Origin of the sequence: Cognatitamlana onchidii, from assembly GCF_004804355.1 — a bacterium.
Lineage (GTDB): Bacteria > Bacteroidota > Bacteroidia > Flavobacteriales > Flavobacteriaceae > Cognatitamlana > Cognatitamlana onchidii.
Window position 1 is genome coordinate 227994 of sequence record NZ_SRWZ01000003.1, and the last position, 18336, is coordinate 246329.

The 18336-nt window shown below is 35.5% G+C and carries 11 protein-coding genes; 5 read left to right on the top strand and 6 right to left on the bottom strand.

What is annotated here, in order from left to right:
* Nucleotides 1-6: 6 nt before the first annotated feature.
* On the bottom strand, nucleotides 7-2337 hold the full coding sequence (locus E5D58_RS07315) for an ATP-dependent helicase (RefSeq protein WP_136481197.1): 2331 nt from the start codon (nucleotides 2335-2337) through the stop codon (nucleotides 7-9).
* Nucleotides 2338-2477: 140 nt separating this feature from the next.
* On the opposite strand from E5D58_RS07315, the gene E5D58_RS07320 reads away from it, so the two are divergent.
* Genes E5D58_RS07320 through E5D58_RS07330 form a run of 3 tightly spaced genes read left to right on the top strand, consistent with a single transcriptional unit; the run spans nucleotide 2478 to nucleotide 5845 of the window.
* Complete coding sequence (locus tag E5D58_RS07320; protein ID WP_136481198.1) at nucleotides 2478-3749, top strand: amidohydrolase; 1272 nt, start codon at nucleotides 2478-2480, stop codon at nucleotides 3747-3749.
* 3 nt (nucleotides 3750-3752) lie between these two features.
* A complete protein-coding gene (locus tag E5D58_RS07325) occupies nucleotides 3753-5309 on the top strand; it encodes an FMN-binding glutamate synthase family protein (RefSeq protein WP_136481199.1) in 1557 nt (518 codons plus the stop codon).
* A 14-nt stretch (nucleotides 5310-5323) separates the two neighbouring features.
* Nucleotides 5324-5845, top strand: coding sequence for a DUF7935 family protein (locus E5D58_RS07330; RefSeq protein ID WP_136481200.1), 522 nt, complete (start codon nucleotides 5324-5326; stop codon nucleotides 5843-5845).
* A gap of 2 nt (nucleotides 5846-5847) precedes the next feature.
* Here the strand turns inward: E5D58_RS07330 and E5D58_RS07335 are convergent, their stop codons facing one another.
* The 3 genes from E5D58_RS07335 to E5D58_RS07345 form a co-directional block, all read right to left on the bottom strand.
* Nucleotides 5848-6759 carry a patatin-like phospholipase family protein gene (locus E5D58_RS07335; protein ID WP_136481201.1) on the bottom strand — a complete coding sequence of 304 codons (912 nt, stop codon included), beginning with the start codon at nucleotides 6757-6759 and terminating at the stop codon, nucleotides 5848-5850.
* A gap of 45 nt (nucleotides 6760-6804) precedes the next feature.
* A complete protein-coding gene (locus E5D58_RS07340; protein WP_136481202.1) occupies nucleotides 6805-8829 on the bottom strand; it encodes a M1 family metallopeptidase in 2025 nt (674 codons plus the stop codon).
* Nucleotides 8830-8954: 125 nt separating this feature from the next.
* The gene (locus tag E5D58_RS07345) at nucleotides 8955-10643 is read right to left on the bottom strand and encodes a histidinol-phosphatase HisJ family protein (protein WP_136481203.1); all 1689 of its coding nucleotides are present in this window, start codon (nucleotides 10641-10643) and stop codon (nucleotides 8955-8957) included.
* Between the two features lie 194 nt (nucleotides 10644-10837).
* Here E5D58_RS07345 and recG point away from each other — a divergent pair, with 194 nt between their 5' ends.
* Nucleotides 10838-12940: an ATP-dependent DNA helicase RecG gene (gene recG / locus E5D58_RS07350; protein ID WP_136481204.1), complete on the top strand. Its 2103-nt coding sequence runs from the start codon at nucleotides 10838-10840 to the stop codon at nucleotides 12938-12940.
* 63 nt (nucleotides 12941-13003) lie between these two features.
* Here the strand turns inward: recG and E5D58_RS07355 are convergent, their stop codons facing one another.
* Entirely contained in the window at nucleotides 13004-14104 is a 1101-nt protein-coding gene (locus E5D58_RS07355; RefSeq protein ID WP_136481205.1) for a DUF2911 domain-containing protein, read from the bottom strand.
* A 186-nt stretch (nucleotides 14105-14290) separates the two neighbouring features.
* Between E5D58_RS07355 and E5D58_RS07360 the strand changes: the two genes are divergently transcribed.
* Nucleotides 14291-16459: an endonuclease MutS2 gene (locus tag E5D58_RS07360; RefSeq protein ID WP_136481206.1), complete on the top strand. Its 2169-nt coding sequence runs from the start codon at nucleotides 14291-14293 to the stop codon at nucleotides 16457-16459.
* A 65-nt stretch (nucleotides 16460-16524) separates the two neighbouring features.
* Here E5D58_RS07360 and E5D58_RS07365 read toward each other — a convergent pair whose 3' ends face one another.
* Entirely contained in the window at nucleotides 16525-18069 is a 1545-nt protein-coding gene (locus E5D58_RS07365; RefSeq protein WP_136481207.1) for a thiol-activated cytolysin family protein, read from the bottom strand.
* Between the last annotated feature and the right edge of the window lie 267 nt (nucleotides 18070-18336).

Genomic DNA, 18336 nt, shown 5'->3' on the forward strand with positions numbered 1-18336 from the left:
GAGTTCTTACCCAATGACCTCTAGTTTGGCAAAACGTAATAATAATTTCTTGGTTCCCCCATGCTGAAATTTAATTTCAGCTTTTATATCTGCGCCAGCACCTTCTATTTTTAAAACTTCTCCCGTTCCAAACCTAATATGTTTTACAGTATTCCCAACAGTAAGTTTAGTATCAAACAAATTTGAATTACTATCTGTTTTAGATAGTGGTTTTAAATTCTTTGTTATTGGCGCTTGATATTTTTCAGGCTCTTTTTTAGTACTTCCCTTTTTAAACACAGGCTGCTTAGCAGGTTTATAGCGTATGGTATTGGGTTCAACATCTCCAAAAATATCGGCAGATAACATAGGATTTATACGTCGTTCCTCTATTGGAGTTAATACTTCAAGGTATTGTTCATCAATCTCTTCAATAAACCTACTGGGCTCTGAATCTACAAGCTTTCCCCATCGATACCTAGATAAGGCATAGGTAAGATAGGCTTGTTTTTCTGCGCGTGTGAGCGCCACATAAAAGAGACGTCGTTCTTCTTCAAGTTCGCTGCGCGTATTCATACTCATAGCGCTTGGAAACAAATCTTCCTCCAGACCAACAATATATACATATGGAAATTCGAGGCCCTTAGCCAAATGTATGGTCATGAGAGCTACATGATCTGTGTCACCCTTATCGGCATCTAAATCGGTAGCCAGAGCCACATCTTCTAAGAATTCAGCCAAAGACCCAGTAGTATCGGCTATTTCCTTTTGCCCCTCAACAAAATCCTTCATACCGTTCAAGAGCTCCTCAATATTTTCCATTCGGGTCACGCCTTCTGGTGTACCATCTTTATTAAACTCCTTGATTAAACCACTAGTTCGTGTAACATGTTCTGCCAATTCAAAAACATCGGCTGTTTGGTTTATAACCTGATAACTTTCAACTAAAGTCACGAAATTCTGGAGTTTCGTTTTTATTCCTGAATTGATTTTAATTTCCGTTTTATCAATATGTTTCATCACTTCAAAAATGGTACGGTTGTATCCGTTAGCAGCAACAATTAGCTTATCCATAGTGGTCTGTCCTATACCACGAGGTGGAAAATTGATAACACGTTTTAGAGCTTCCTCGTCGGCAGGGTTTACTATTAACCTTAGGTAGGAGAGCACATCTTTAATTTCTTTACGTTGATAAAATGATAATCCGCCATAAATTCTATACGGTATGTCTCGTTTTCGCAAGGCATCTTCAATAGATCTTGACTGGGCATTGGTTCTATATAAAATGGCAAAATCACTATTATTAAGTTGATTATTCATCTTATTATCAAAAATAGTACTTGCCACGTAACGCCCCTCATCGGCATCGGTTAAAGACCGGTGTACTTTAATCTTCCCTCCCTCATCATTAGCAGTCCAAACAACCTTATCTAATTTTGTCTGGTTTTTATCGATGATAGAATTGGCTGCATTAACAATATTTTTGGTAGACCTATAATTCTGCTCAAGTCTAAACACCTTTACATCGTCATAGTCTTTTTGGAAATTTAAAATATTATTAATGTTAGCCCCTCGAAACGCATAAATACTTTGCGCATCATCACCAACAACACAAATATTCTGAAATTTATCTGAAAGTGCTCTAACAATTAAGTATTGAGAATGATTGGTATCCTGATACTCATCTACCAAAATATATCTAAATCGATTTTGATACTTCATCAGTACATCAGGAAATCGTGTTAAAAGCTCGTTGGTCTTCAGTAATAAGTCATCAAAATCCATGGCCCCAGCTTTAAAACACCTCTCTACATAAGCTTTATAAATATCCCCCATTCTTGGGCGTCTGGCCATTGTATCAGCTTCGATTAATTCTGGATTTTGAAAATAGGCCCTTACTGTAATCAAGCTATTTTTATAGGACGATATTCTTGAACGCACCTGCTTGTACTTATAAATATCTTTATCAAGGTTCATTTCCTTAATAATAGATGCGATTAATCTATCAGAATCTTGGGTATCGTAAATAGTAAAATTACTGGGATACCCAAGCTTATCGGCTTCAATACGTAAAATTTTCGCAAACACCGAGTGGAACGTTCCCATCCATAAATTCTTAGCTTCGCTAGCGCCTACAATTTGAGCAATACGCTCCTTCATCTCTCTGGCCGCCTTATTGGTAAAGGTAAGTGATAATATATTGAATGGATCAATCCCTTTACTCATCATGTAAGCAATACGATAGGTAAGCACCCGTGTCTTACCAGACCCTGCTCCTGCAATTACAATCATAGGACCATCTATTTGAATGGTTGGCTCTAACTGCGCCTCATTTAATTGGCTTAAATAATTTTCCAAATCATCATTAATTTTACGTTGTGAAAATAACCATTGTTAGGCGCATATTTAAGGCTAATTATCAATAATTATAAACAATTGAAAAGACCACTAGGCTTTGATTTATTTTAAATATCTTTAAGCTTGAAAAATCATTTTTAATGAAAAACCTTTTATTTGGCTTTGTTTGCTTCGGAATATGGCCTGTATTTTCTCAGTCTACGCTCGAACAGCAATTTATAGATATTGAACCTAAAGTTATAGCTTGGCGCCGGCACTTTCATCAAAATCCAGAGTTATCAAACAGAGAGTATAAAACGGCCGAAAAAATTGCTAGCCATCTAAAATCCTTAGGTTTGGAGGTTGAAACAGGCGTTGCCAAAACTGGCGTTGTTGGACTATTAAAAGGGGCGCAACCGGGTAAAGTTATTGCCCTGCGTGCAGATATTGATGCACTACCTGTTACCGAACGGAATAGCCTACCTTTTAAATCAGAAGTAAAGACTACGTTTCTAAATACAGAAACTGGGGTTATGCACGCCTGTGGTCATGACACGCATACTGCCATTTTAATGGGTGTAGCCGAAATATTAGCGCAAAACAAAAACAAGATTAACGGAACGGTAAAGTTTATATTTCAACCTGCCGAAGAGGGTCCTCCTCCAGGAGAAGAGGGTGGTGCCCCCCTTATGATTAAAGAAGGCGTGCTAAAAAATCCTAATGTAGATGCCATCTTTGGGCTGCATATAAGATCCAACTATGAAGTAGGCACCATTCATTACAAAAAAGGCGGTACTATGGCAGCGGTTGATAGATTTATTGTACAAGTTAAAGGAAAGCAGACCCATGGTGGACGCCCCTGGCAAGGAGTTGATCCTATTTTAATTTCTGCAAAAATTATTGATGGGTTTCAAAGTATTATTAGCAGAAACACAAAATTGGTGGACGAAGCAGCCGTAATAAGTGTTGGGAAAATTACAGCAGGTACACGATTCAATATTATCCCTGAAACAACCGAATTTATTGGAACCATAAGAACCTTAGACCCCAACATGCGTACCTTAATAATAGAACGCATGGAATCGATATGCACAAACGTTGCTACTGCCTATGGTGGCGAAGCATCATTGCAAGTTGAAGAACAAACAGCCATTACCTTTAACGACAGTAACTTGGTAGACAAAATGCTTCCTTCTCTAGAAAAAGTTGTTGGAAAAGAAAATGTTAGAATTAGAAAAGCCACCACAGGAGGCGAAGATTTTTCATATTTTCAAAAAGAAATCCCTGGGTTTTATTTTTTTCTTGGAGGTATGACCCCTGGTAACAAAAAATTTTACCCACATCATACACCAGATTTTACCATTGACGAAAGTGGGTTAATTACGGGTGTTAAAGTTTTTACGCAAATGACTTTTGATTTTTTAAACCAATAATTTATGACGGACATATTATCTAATATTGCTTGGTGGGGTTGGATACTCATCTTTTTAGTGCTTGTTGCTGTAAGAGATGTTTTTATTCAAAAAGCACATACCATTAGTCATAATTTCCCAATAATTGGACACTTAAGATACTGGCTAGAAAGTATTGGTCCAGAAATGCGCCAATATTTTGTGGCTAATAATCGAGAGGAGCTTCCTTTCAATAGGATTGAGAGAAGCTGGATATATGCATCGGCAAAAAAAGAAAACAACTACGAGGGGTTTGGCACAGACAGAGACATTTATGCGCATCAACATATTTTTATTAATAATGCCATGATGCCATTTCAACTACCAGAAAATCATCCTAACCACGTAGATAAAACGTTTTTGCCTTGCGCCAAAGTTATGGGAGCTTATAATAATCGAAAAAGACCGTTTCGACCCGCTTCCGTAATTAATGTTTCTGCTATGAGCTTTGGTTCACTATCGGCTAAGGCTATTGAGTCCCTAAATAAAGGGGTTAAAATTGCGGGGGCCTACCACAATACCGGTGAAGGTGGATTATCGCCCTACCACAGCTATGGAGGTGATGTTATTTTTCACTTTGGCACAGGTTATTTTGGAGTTCGCTCTGACGATGGTGGGTTTTCAATGGAAAAACTTGTGGCCCTTGTTAATAAAAACCCCTTTATAAGAGCCATTGAAATTAAGCTTTCTCAAGGTGCTAAACCTGGAAAAGGTGGTGTACTACCTGGCGCTAAAATAACCAAAGAAATTGCCGAAATTAGAGGTGTTGAAATTGGTAAAGATGTATTATCGCCTCCCAATCATAAGGCCTTTACTAACGTTCCAGAAATGCTTGGCTTTATTGAAAAAATTGCAGAAGCTACAGGCCTGCCAGTAGGAATTAAAGCAGCTATTGGCAAATTAGATCAATGGGAAGAACTTACTGATCTTATGCAAAAAACAGGAAAAGGCCCTGATTTTATTACTATTGATGGTGGTGAAGGTGGCACAGGAGCAGCCCCTCCTAGTTTTGCTGATCATGTATCTCTACCATGGGTTTACGGCTTTAGTGATATTTACAGATTATTTAAAAGAAAAGAACTTGAACAGCGTGTTGTATTTATTGGTAGTGGTAAACTTGGTTTTCCGGCCAAAGCAGCCATGGCTTTTGCCATGGGCGTAGACTGCATTAATGTAGCTAGAGAAGCCATGATGAGTATTGGTTGTATTCAAGCTCAAGTATGTCACACCAATCGTTGCCCTGCAGGAGTAGCTACCCAAAATAAATGGCTGCAAAATGGGATTGATCCCACTTTAAAATCTGAGCGATTGGCTCAATATTTCAAAACTTTTAGGAAAGAATTTATTGAAATTACGCATGCGGCGGGTCATGAACACCCTTGCCAGTTTACTATGACCGATATTGAAATGAATGTAGATGATCATCACTTATCAAAAACCATTGAACATACTTATAATTACATTAAAACACCTGTGCCTTTTAAGGGTATGCAGAGTTTAAAAGAATGTTTATATTTGGGCAATCATCCAGATAAAACCTAAGCTTTTAAACATTTATGGAAACCTCCCGAATCATTGATTTATTTTTATTTGCAATACCATCGCTAATTACAGGACTTATTGCGTTTTACTTTTTTAAAGAGCACACAAAAAATGAAGATGGTAGACGCCGTTTTTTACTCAAGAAAGACCTGCAAGTTAATGCCATGCCTCTTAGGTTACAAGCCTATGAACGAATGGCCTTGTTTTTAGAACGTATTTCACCATCTAAATTACTTATAAGAATAACACCTACTTCTGCTAATAAAGGAGATTATGAAGCGCTCCTTATTCAAAGTATAGAACAAGAATATGAGCATAACCTATCACAACAAATTTACATTAGTGATAAATGTTGGAATATTATTACAACCGCAAAAAACGCTACAATTCAACTTATAAGAAAGGCTAACATGTCTGAGAAAGTTGATAGCTCTAACAAATTACGAGAAGTTATACTTACAGAAATGATGGAACGTCGCTCTCCTAGCGATGCCGCCTTAGCATTTATAAAAGAAGAAGTTTCAGAAATTTGGTAAATCTAATCCAGACGTAGTTCATTAGAACTTGCCTCTTGACATTTCTTTTTTGCATAGAAATAGCCTTGCTGCCACCAAGAAGTCATTAATTTTTTATTAAAAATTAGAGAGTTCTCTGTGAGCTTGGATGGGGTATAAAACAAATTGAGTTTTACATCTCTATTTTTTGCAGCTAACTTACCTATTACAATATCACTGCGCTCTACTTGATCTAGCAGGTGCCCGAATAAATTAATCATCAAGGAATAGGGGTTTTTTCCTAAAACCTTGTTATACTGCATATTTTCTGACTCTAGGATAATGGCATCAACCTCGGTCGCTCCTCTTAAAATAGCTTCCCTAATTGGAACTACACAACCAAAAGCACCATCGGCATATTCATGTCCATTTTTTTTTACCAAAGACATAAAAGGAATATAATTACAGGAAATCCAAATCCAATCGCAAAATTCATCATAGTTAAAATCATTAATAGATTTATATTCTACATTGTTTTTAGAGAGATTTGAAACCGTCACTACAACATCATGTTTAGTAGTTTTAATCTGCTTAAATTCTTCGTAAGTAAAGTGTTTTTTCAAATACCGCTTTAATGCTCTGCTCTCTCCGAAGGTGCGTTTCATTTTTATAAACTGCCATAAAGAATTTAAAAAATCAATAGACACATACTCCCTATTTCCCTTTTTTCTAACAACAAATGGGTTTACACTAAAAATATTTCTTTGATTAACATTTGTAAAAACGCGATGGATTTTATCAATTTTACCAGCAGCAAGATGTGGTATTAATAAGCTCCCTGTAGAGGTTCCTAAAAACATATCGTAATCTTTGCCCTCTTGTTCTATTAAATACTGAGCGACACCCCCCGCATATGCGCCTTTGCTACCACCTCCCGAAATTACTAGTGCTTTCAAATGATTCCTTTTACTAGTAAATATACTAAGTAATATTTAAAAAACTTAGTCTTTTAATAAGGCTTTCGCAAACTTTTTAAACTGCCAATTATGATGCGCAGTTGCCTGCTTTAAATGCGCTTTACAATCATCGTTACAGGCTTGAATCTCCTTTAAATACTGAAACGCATTCATTCTAATTTCAAAACCGTATTTAGGGCTTGAATATTCTATTAACTCGTTATAATAAGTGTGTTTCTTATCAACATCATAGTCTTCTGTTATCAGAGCTAATACTAACCACAGTAGGCGTATATTCTTATTGCGGAATCCCTGTAGGCTTTTTGTTTTATCTAAATATTGTTTCCTATCCTGAGGAAAGCTTCTCCAAAGATTGAACAAGGCTGCCTCGATGGTTTCATAAGACTTATCAAACAACAAAGATTCATAGTCTTTTTTTAAGCTACTGGGAATATTGGACAAACTTTTAGCTATAGCTTGACGTAATTTAATATCATGAATAGATAAGGCCTTTTTAAAGAGCGTATAATCATCTACTAATTTTATTATGCTCTTAGAAAATAGCCTGGCTTTAACTTCTACATAACTAGCATGTTCAAAAAACGTGTTTGCGACTTTATTCGGAGATTGAGACGATAATTTTATCTCCTTACTAAGGACACTGAACTGTTTAATAGCTTTTGAGTGCTCTTCTAGGATCTTCATGCAAGCATCATAATAAAAACTATCTATCGCTAACCAGTTAGCAACAAACTTGGATAAGTCTTTTTTACTGGCACTTTCTATTTCAGTAATAAAATCGGACGTTTCTACATTTTTAAACTGATGCTTTTTAAGATAACTACGCACCCCTTTTCTAAACGCCATATCTCCAACATAATTTCTCAACATATGTAGTGCCCAGGCACCTTTTTTATAAAACGTAGTACTACTAGACTTAGGATTAAGCAAGGCTGTACTTTGACCAGCTTTATCTTGCTCTAATAATTCTTGAGCATATTGGTAAAGTCTCCAATAATAGTAGTCTTCTCCAAAAATTTCTTTCTCAGCTAACAATGCATAATATGTAGCAAATCCCTCCTGCAACCAATGGTGTGTTCCTGATGTTTCAGTAACTAGGTCGCCAAACCATTGATGGGCCAATTCATGCGCATTGATATTCACAAAATTCTTATCGGTAAAAGCTATAGAATCTATTACAAATGCATCAGAATAAATATTCATACTGGTATTTTCCATTCCGGCATATAAAAAATCCTTTACAGGCACCATTTTATAATTTTGCCAAGGATAAGGGACTCCTATTTCGTCTTCTAAAAAATCAAACACTTCCTTTGTATACCGGTATGTAGGCTCAAATTTTAAAGAATCTTCTGGATAATAATACATCTCTAAAGGCACGCCACTATTAGAAACTATAACTTTTTTATTGTACTTCCCAATGGCCAAGGCTAATAAGTAACTTGACATAGGCTGCTTCATATCATAGTACCAAGTTATTGTAGAATCCTCCAGTTGCTTTTTAGCAAGTTTTCCATTGGCAATAACTTCATAATCCTTATTAAATGTAATGGCTATATCAAACTCCATTTTTTCATTCATGTCATCTATTGAAGGGAACCAACTGCTGGTATATTTTCCTTGACCTTGTGTCCATATTTGCCTGTTTCCTGAGGAATACTCCCAGTCAATAAAATAAAGTGCTTTTTGAGGAGTTCCCGAATAAGATATTTCGAGTTGAAAGACATCTTCTTTTTTGAAAGCATTATAAATAACTAAATGTTTCGCAGTGTTTATATACTGTAAATCAGCTATTTGATAGTCTGTAGCTTCACCAATTTTTTTTAATAATATTTTTGAATAAGTTAAGTTTTGTCCATCCAAATAAACAGAATCCACATCTTTAAGCACCTTAAAATAGTACTTTACACTTCCTAGAACTTCATTCTTTACAACATCTCCAAAACTAATACTTGCTTGGACAGATTGAAAATCAATATTATGAACTTGCTGAGCTTGCAGGTTAAACAAAAACAGAAATGCAGCAATAAAAGAAGAAAATGTGTTCATAGATCGTATAGCTCAAAAGACACATACAAAGTAGAAAATCTTAGGGTTTAGTCCAAGGTTTAAAAAAAAAAAAAACGCTTATTATTTTAGTAAACGTGTTTTTAAATCATGTATTTTCAGGATAGTTAAAAACTATGAAACTCTATTAAATTGGCTTCATAATATTGTTCCCCAAGTTTAGTTAAAAGGTTTTTAATAATATTAGAATCGCCATTAACAGCTATAGCGGAATAGCCAGTTTCATTTAATTTACCCAACCTTAAATCGATTATATTAATATTTTTAGAAGCCAAGGCAGATAATAAAATAAGAAGGACCCCCGGTGCATTATGGTGTTTCGTTAAAATTACCTTTTCACTTAGTGCCAGGTTTAAACGAACACCATCCATCTCAAGTAAATAAACCCCTTCCCTGTTATGATTAGGCAAAACCTCATTTTCCTTATAACTTAAATTAGTAAACAAGCCCGCATCCGTTCCATTAATAAAATCAATGGCACTCTTTACATTACCATTATCAGAGTCAATGGATAAAAAGGCCGTTGCAGTACCATCTTTATTAGATTTTAGCCTCGCTGTTTCTACATTAATCCCTTCAGAAGCTAGTGTATTAAACAAAGATGACATGACCCCTGGTTTATCGAGATGTTCCGAAAACAACCCATTAACAATCTTTTTAGAGGCTTTGGGCACCTCGTTTGTAACCGTTATAGATTTGCCCCATTTACGAATTCTAATGGCGTTATAGTCTCCCATTCCTGTTGAATTTTTATATAAATCAACAAATTCGAGGAACGATCCTCCAAATGAAAAATCTGGAATTATTCGACGTTCAGATTCATTTAAGCGTTGGTTTAACAATTCAATCCCTTTATTTAAAACGGTATACTTCACCTTTAATTCATGGTCGTCATAAATGGTTCTGTTTTCTGGAATTAATTTAGAATAACTCACATAACTCTCATATCCTGCTTTCTGAATATACTCCAAACTCTCTTTATAATTAAGACCATAATACTTGACATGATGCGTATCGGTACCAACACAAACAGGAATTTGAAGCTCATTAGCTCGTTTTAGAATACTTTGAATAGGATAAACCCCAACACCTTTAAATTTTCCAGCCATATTAACGTCTAACGACAAATTGCGATCGGCGATAAGCTCTAAAAGCGTCCTAAACTTGTTTGCCAAGGGGTGTGAACTTGTCTCAAAATTTATAAGCGCCTCAGGCATATCAACATTTAGTTTAGGCAAATCAATATGACCAATAATTTGAATCATATCTCCAAAACTTTCAATCATTTGAATCATTTCATTGAAATAGCCATCCCAATAGGCCTCTAAACTTCCTCGAAGTTTGAGCAACTCCTCAGCCTCCTCTTTAGAGCCATCGTATGGTAAACCTTCTGGAGCAAAATGTACAGAACCAATCACGTAATCGGCATCTTCTGCTTGAAAAATTTTAGATCGACTCCATTGCAAACCAAGTCCAGGTCCCATCCACTCAAGCTCAACCCCAAACTTAATATTAATACGCCCTTCATATTGCTTCCTGAGATTAGCAATGCGTTTGGGATAATTTATATAAGATCTATTACCTCGAATAAACTTCACATTAGTGTCGCGCTCTGCCGTGTATCTAAAATTAGTTAAACGAGGCGAGTGAATTATAAACGTAATGCTAGGGTTACCTGCTTCAATGGCTTTATCAATAATATCTTCAAGCTTATCAATACCATGTTTTACATGATCTTGCTCAGTACCCGCATGAATACCATGTGTTTCCCATATAAATTCGTTTAATTTTCTCATCTCCAAATAGGCTTTTTACTTTTTAAGAATGCCAAATTTAACCATTGAATTAGAATAAATTGCTAAATTTTAAAGGATTTCTATATTTCCAAAGGCGATTTAGTTTATGGCATTAAGAATGTTCCTAAATGTTTGAAATATTAAGAATACAACTAAGACTATCTTTTTTTAATCGTTTTACTTAAATTCGCCTTATGTCTATCAACCTACAAACACCTATTGATTACCTTAAGGGCGTTGGTCCTAATAGGGCTGATTTGTTAAGAAAAGAACTTGGTATTCATACCTATCAAGACCTCATAAATTTATTCCCTAACAGGTATATTGATAGAACTAAATACTATAAAATTAACCAGCTGCAACGAACGTCTGCAGATTTTCAAATTATTGGAAAAATAACAGCTTTTAAAGAAGTCACTCAAAAACGTGGAAAACGCCTGGTGGCTAACTTTCAAGACGATACAGGTACTATGGAGTTGGTGTGGTTTAGAGGTCATAAATGGATAAGAGATGCCATAAAACTAAATAAACCTTATGTTGCTTTTGGGAAAGTTAATTGGTTTAATGGTAAATACAATATGGTACATCCCGAATTGGAGTTGCTGGAAACCCATGAAAAAAATGTGCGTTCTGCCATGCAGCCAGTGTATCCCTCAACAGAAAAACTAATAAATAAAGGCATAACCAATAAAGCCTTGTGCCATATTATGCAGCAACTATTTATGGCTGCTGGAGGGAAGTTCTCTGAAACACTTCCAGATAACTTACGTTCAGAATTAAAGCTAATCAATAAACAACAAGCACTCCTAAATATTCATTTTCCTAAGAGTCAAGAACTATTGGCCAGCGCACAATTTAGACTAAAATTTGAAGAACTATTTTATATTCAGCTGCAACTAATTATAAAAAACCTGTCTCGTAAATCAAAAATAAAAGGGTTTCCTTTTGAACGGGTTGGGGCATATTTTAATAGCTTTTTTAAAGATGAATTGCCTTTCGAATTAACCAATGCCCAGAAACGTGTTTTGAAAGAAATTAGGGCAGATCTTGGAAGTCATGCACAGATGAATAGACTTTTACAAGGCGATGTGGGATCTGGAAAGACTATAGTGGCGTTTATGTCAATGCTCATAGCACTTGACAACGGTTTCCAAGCTTGTTTAATGGCGCCAACTGAAATTTTGTCAGTTCAACACTTTAATGGATTAGAGGAATGGTGTAAACACCTCAATATCAATATAAAAATACTCACAGGATCAACTAAAACTTCAATAAGAAAAGAAATTCACGAATCTCTTGAGAATGGAGAGCTACAGATACTAATTGGCACCCATGCCCTACTTGAAGACAAGGTTAAATTTAAAAATTTAGGCTTAGCCATAATCGATGAACAACATCGTTTTGGTGTGGCTCAAAGAAGTAAATTATGGCACAAAAACACGTCGCCTCCACATATTTTAGTAATGACTGCCACACCCATACCCAGAACCTTAGCCATGTCGGTTTATGGAGACCTCGATATTTCTGTTATTAACGAGTTACCTCCCGGACGAAAAGCTATAAAAACAGTACATCGCTATGACAAAAACCGCCTAAACGTATTTCGCTTTATTAAAGACGAAATAAGCAAAGGACGACAAGTTTATGTAGTATACCCCTTAATTCAAGAGAGTGAGAAAATGGATTACAAAGACCTTATGGACGGTTACGAAAGCTTATCTCGCGACTTCCCTATGCCTGATTATCAAATATCTATTGTGCATGGTAAAATGAAACCTGAAGACAAAGACTATGAAATGCAGCGATTTATAAAAGGAGAAACACAAATCATGGTAGCTACCACCGTTATAGAAGTTGGTGTAAATGTTCCTAATGCATCAGTTATGATTATTGAAAGCGCAGAACGTTTTGGGCTATCACAACTGCATCAATTGCGAGGACGTGTTGGCCGTGGTGTAGAGCAAAGTTACTGTATTTTAATGACAGGATATAAATTGAGTAATGATAGTAAAACGCGCTTAGAGACTATGGTAAAAACTAATGACGGCTTTAAAATTGCAGAAGCAGATTTAAAATTACGCGGTCCAGGAGATATTATGGGAACCCAACAAAGCGGGGTGTTAAATTTAAAAATAGCAGACCTTATGAAAGATAGTCACATACTTCAGTACGCCCGTTATCACGCCAAAAACATTTTAAAAACGGATCCTCAATTAACACTAGAAAAAAATAGTGTTATTATGCATACTTACAAACAGTTAAGTAAATACAAAAACATATGGAATTATATAAGCTAAAAAACCCAAACTAATAAATAGCCCGGGCTTTTAACTGATTGAAGTTTGATTGATGTTGACGGTTTAATTAATGTCTTGATTGTTTTTAAGTTTATCAATGTTTGCCTGCACCCTCCCCCTTGACGCTTCATTAGGCGCATTATTTAAAGCTTTTGTTAAATGCGATAATGCTTTTGAATAATTACCTTGTGCAGAATAAGCCCTTGCCATTCCATAATGTACGGGCCATGTATCTTTATTATTTTTAGCATTCATTTTAAAAACCTCCAGAGCTTTGTCTTTTTCGCCATTCGCTATAAGCGTCCTTCCATATTGATGCACCTGAAATATAGTGGCATAATTTAATGCCTCTTGCATAATCGCATCTGCTTCGCTCTTTTTGCCTTGCTTGGCTAATATTTGAGATTTAATCTGTAAATTATTAAAGTTTTTTTGACTAAAAAACTGTCCCTCAATAGCTCCATTTATCCAGCCTAAAGCTTCGCTTAAATCTCCACCATTGTTAAGTGCATAGTTTGCAGCTGTTTCCCAATTTTGTCGTTGAAATCCTGCCTGACCTCGAAACTGCTCTCTAAAACTGGCCAGTGTAATATTTGGAACATCAAATTCTATTTTAAAGGGAAATCGTTTCTTTTCCCAATCTAAAGAAACCGTAGTGGAATTCGCATCTGCAGCAATAAACGAATATGTAAGCAGTTCTGTATGTAAAACATCTTTTGTCTTGATATCTACCCTAAGCGCATCTTCATCTGAATCATAGAAGTAACTACCCCAAGATGTATTATTATTTGAAAAAATTAACGTTGCGGTATCATCTTCATTTACAATAATATGAAACCCATATTTTCCAGCTTTAATTGACTTTCCTTCAACCATAGCATCATCGGAAAAAACAATAATGGTATTCTCATTAGCTCCTGCTCTCCAGGGTGATTCTTTAGCGGTTCCAAAACCTAAATTATTCATGCCATAAGGCACTAAGGCACCCCAAATTTCGCGGTCGTTTACACTTGGTCTTGAATACTTAATGGTTAAATGAGAAATCCCAACTTCTTGAGAAACCTTGGCTTTCGGACTGGCTTGCGGAGTTTTTAATTGGGCATCTGCATTATAGCTTAGGCATAATACAAAACACACTAAAAGAGTAGTGATTTTAAAAGTCATGGTTTTATAGTTTGTTGTTTGAATGATGAAGGTATAGAGAAAAAACGCCCACAGATGTTAGTGTTTTGTTAAACAAGTGCTTATAATTGTTAATTAACTAATTATTAAGAAGCTCTTATCATAGTAAAACTTCTGCATCAGAATGATTAACTTTGCGATTCTTGAATATTAGCAGCCCTAAAAAGCATGATTAACATCCATAAAAAAACATTACAAGATTTAGAGTTTCCAACCGTACTTGAACAATTGAGCGCGCATTGTATCACTCCTTTAGGGTATGAAAAAACTTTAACCATAGCCCCACTTAAATCAAAAGAGAAATTATTGTTTGAATTAGGGCTTACTAATGAATACATTTCATCTTTCGAAAATGACAACCGCATACCAAACCATGGTTTCGACACTATTTCCAAAGAGATTAAACTTTTAAACATTGAAAATACGTATTTAGAGGTTCATGGTCTAAAGAAAATAGTAGCTATGTCTACTACGGTCAACGACCTAATTCGGTTCTTAGAAAAATTTAAAGAGTACTACCCTAGTCTTTATGAATTTTCTTCGCATATAGAAGTCACTAAAATACTTATAGAAAAAGTAGATAGTATTGTTGATCGTTTTGGAGATATTAAAGACCAAGCCTCAGAGTTACTACTTAGCCTAAGGCAAGATATTAATAAAGTAAAAGGCAAAATTAATGCTAGTTTCAGCGCTGCACTAAACATGTACCATGGCCTAGACTATTTGGATGATATTAGAGAATCTGTAGTGGACAACAAACGTGTTCTTGCCGTAAAAGCCATGTACAGACGTAAGGTAAAAGGCGCCATAATGGGAGGTAGTAAAACAGGGAGCATTGTATACATAGAGCCAGAAACTACGCTTCAACACACTAGAGAGCTCAATAACTTGGAGTATGAAGAACATGAAGAAGTTATTCGAATTCTCAAGGAAACTACAAATTTTATTCGTCCGTTTTTACCTTTATTAATCAATTACCAAGATTTTTTGATTGATATAGATGTTATTTCAGCCAAAGCTAAATACGGCAGATCCATGCATGCTATTCTTCCTAAATTTTCTGAAGAAAAGAGCATGTATTTGAGAGAGGCCTATCACCCTTTATTGTATTTAAATAATTTAGAAAAGAACGAAAAAACATTCCCTCAAACCATAACTTTAGAACAAGGAAGCCGAATTATCGTTATTTCTGGTCCTAACGCAGGTGGTAAAAGCATTACCCTAAAAACTATTGGTCTTTTGCAAGTCATGCTGCAAAGCGGTATGCTTATTCCAGTTCATGAACGTAGTAAAGTTTGTTTATTTGATAGAATTTTAAGCGATATTGGCGACAACCAGTCTATTGAAAATCATTTAAGTACCTACAGCTACCGTTTAAAGCAGATGAATTACTTTTTAAAGAAATGCAATAAGAATACGCTCTTTTTAATTGACGAATTTGGAACAGGATCAGACCCTGAGCTTGGTGGGGCGTTAGCAGAAACCTTTCTTGAGGAATTTTATCACAGAGAAGCATTTGGTATTATAACCACGCATTACTCTAACTTAAAAATACTAGCAAACGAATTACCACATATGGTTAATGCCAATATGCTTTTTGATGAGCGCACTCTTGAGCCTTTATTTAAACTAGTAGTTGGACAAGCTGGAAGCAGCTTTACTTTTGAAGTCGCTCAAAAAAACGGTATTCCTTATAGCTTAATTAATAGAGCAAAAAAGAAGATTGAACGTAGTAAAGTGCGTTTTGATGCAACCATTGCTAAGCTCCAAAAAGAACGTTCAAGATTAGAAAAAACGGGCCAATCTTTAAAACAAAATGAAAAGAAAAAGATTGAAGAAACCGATAGGCTTGAAGAAATTAACAATAAAATCCAAAAGAAATTGGAAAGCTATCAAGAGCTTTATGATAGTAATCAGCGCTTAATTTATTTAGGACAGAAAGTCAATGAAATAGCTGAAAAATATTTTGAAAACAAACAAAAACGCCAGTTAATGGGTGAACTTTTTAAACTGGTTCAAATAGAGAATTCTAAACGAAAAAAAATATCAGCCAAACAAAAGAAAGCTGAAAAAGTAAAAGAGAAGCAAGTTCAGCAAGAGGTCAAGAAAAAAGTAGAGGTTATAAGAAAAAAGAAGAAAGAAGAAAAGAAAAAAGCTATCGAGGCACCAAAACCAAAGGCCATAATAAAACTAGGTGATCGTGTAAGAATGGAAGATGGGCGTGCCATTGGGACTGTCGATAAGATTGAAAAAAATAAGGCCGTAGTCAATTATGGCATGTTTACTACTAGTGTAAGCATAGATCAACTTGAACTGGTTGAAGCCATAAAAAAGTAACAGCCAACACCAAGTTGTTGAATCTACAACTTTAGGTATTGGCTGCATAAAAAAAGTATTAAATCTTACTTAGAACGCACCGAGAGCTGCGTACAAATTCCAATAATGTTTTTCTTTGAACAATAAGCTTCATAGTTTTTTTCTTTAGAAATATAGCCTAAATTAAACTCTCCAAGGTATTTCCAAGTTAAATCCCAATACTGGAATTGCACACGCACATCATGAGCTCCACTTGGTGGTTTAATTGCCGCCGGAGCGTCATTCTTTTTTACCTTTTTCCAATTGGTATAAGCCACAGTTTGAGATCCTTTTTTCTTATAGGAAAATCTAAACTTAACCTCATTAGTTATATTATTATCTAAATAAGCGTTTTTATGCTGATACTCTTTCCTGCCGCAATCTTCAATTTTATAATCTGTAGAGTAGCCCATTTTAGCAAATCGATTATCCTTTAGATATCTAATTGTGTACGCTATAGGCACTCCTGGATTATCTCTGCTATATACAGCATTCTTTCCTGTAATAATTTTATTTAAAGACCCTGGTCCTGTGGCAGTAACAGCTTCAGAAGCCACTTCGGCATTACCTCCTATAGTTACTACTGTAATACTAGAATTTTTTAACACCTCATCATATTCAGAATTTACAGTTCCTGTGCCTGATACACCTCCTGCATATTCAAGTACCGCATCTAAGTCTATAGATTTTCGCATATCTGTAGTTTCTAATCTGAACATAATAATTCGACCGTAAGAAACCGAATTAATATAAGCCGGAGGCGCAGTTGCGGTCGCTGCTTTTTCAACCTGACTAAGTGTTACATCTGGTCCAAATACACTACCTGGTTCTTTTGGTGTATCCATAGTCACAGTATAAAACACCTGTTTATATACCATTGCTGCAACTCGTTTTACAGTACTACTTTCGTATTCTAACTGCGATGCCACTGAACCTGTAGCCCATTCAATATTCAACCCAACATCTAAACTAAGCTGCTTTGAAGAATAAGATGTGTTTGCTTGATAACTCGAATTTGAAGCATTCACATATCCCTCTTGATAGGCATTGGCATTCCACCACTCTAAAGCATTATCTATACCAGTTTGTACTGTAGAATTTGATGGGTTTTCAATTTCCAAATTTCCGTTATCACCAATTCCCGGTAAATCAATACGTAATTTTACTGGCGATCTTCCCAACGTGATTGGCGTAGGCATACCGTCCAGCATTTCATTATTGCCTATTACAAGGGCTCCTGGCCATATTACACCATTTGTTGGTCTTAGTATGGCAACGTCCTCAAAATTCGATTCTAAGCTAAAATCTTTAATATTACAAGACTGATAATAGCCCAAAGATGCAGACGAATTGGTGTTTTTTTCATTTTTTAATGTTCGCTCTGTAGGAGCGCCTCCTGTATCTTTAACATTAAGAAGCGAATTTGAGTCATAAGCTAAATTAGATATCCAATCTGAAATATCTTTAGCCTCACCACTTACTTTAGGCAAAGTTTTTGGTTCAGGGTCTTCTACACTTTCTTCACTGCATGCTAAAAAAACAAATAAAGCGGCAAAATAGAATAATCGAAATGTTAATAGCTGTGTTTTCATAATTTCTAATGATTTTGAGATTCAACATTTCAAACTTAGAAAGTAAAACGAATGAATACTAATTTAGCGTATGGACAAAGTATGGACAAGCAAAGATTTTTACATATGGACACCACATTTATTTTCGAATCAACATGAAGATATAAATAAATGATAATCAGAAAATTAAAATAGCTAGCTAGAGTTCAATCATGCTAAAAAACTTGGACAAACCTGTTCTTAAACTATGACCCCCATTTGTCATGAAATCCTTTTGTGTCTTTTTAA

Bases quoted from the DNA above. Each gene is read 5' to 3' on its own strand.
- E5D58_RS07320 (WP_136481198.1), top strand. From the start codon at position 2,478: ATGAAAAACCTTTTATTTGGCTTTGTTTGCTTCGGAATATGGCCTGTA.
- E5D58_RS07325 (WP_136481199.1), top strand. From the start codon at position 3,753: ATGACGGACATATTATCTAATATTGCTTGGTGGGGTTGGATACTCATC.
- E5D58_RS07330 (WP_136481200.1), top strand. From the start codon at position 5,324: ATGGAAACCTCCCGAATCATTGATTTATTTTTATTTGCAATACCATCG.
- E5D58_RS07340 (WP_136481202.1), bottom strand. From the start codon at position 8,829: ATGAACACATTTTCTTCTTTTATTGCTGCATTTCTGTTTTTGTTTAAC.
- E5D58_RS07345 (WP_136481203.1), bottom strand. From the start codon at position 10,643: ATGAGAAAATTAAACGAATTTATATGGGAAACACATGGTATTCATGCG.
- recG (WP_136481204.1), top strand. From the start codon at position 10,838: ATGTCTATCAACCTACAAACACCTATTGATTACCTTAAGGGCGTTGGT.
- E5D58_RS07355 (WP_136481205.1), bottom strand. From the start codon at position 14,104: ATGACTTTTAAAATCACTACTCTTTTAGTGTGTTTTGTATTATGCCTA.
- E5D58_RS07360 (WP_136481206.1), top strand. From the start codon at position 14,291: ATGATTAACATCCATAAAAAAACATTACAAGATTTAGAGTTTCCAACC.
- E5D58_RS07365 (WP_136481207.1), bottom strand. From the start codon at position 18,069: ATGAAAACACAGCTATTAACATTTCGATTATTCTATTTTGCCGCTTTA.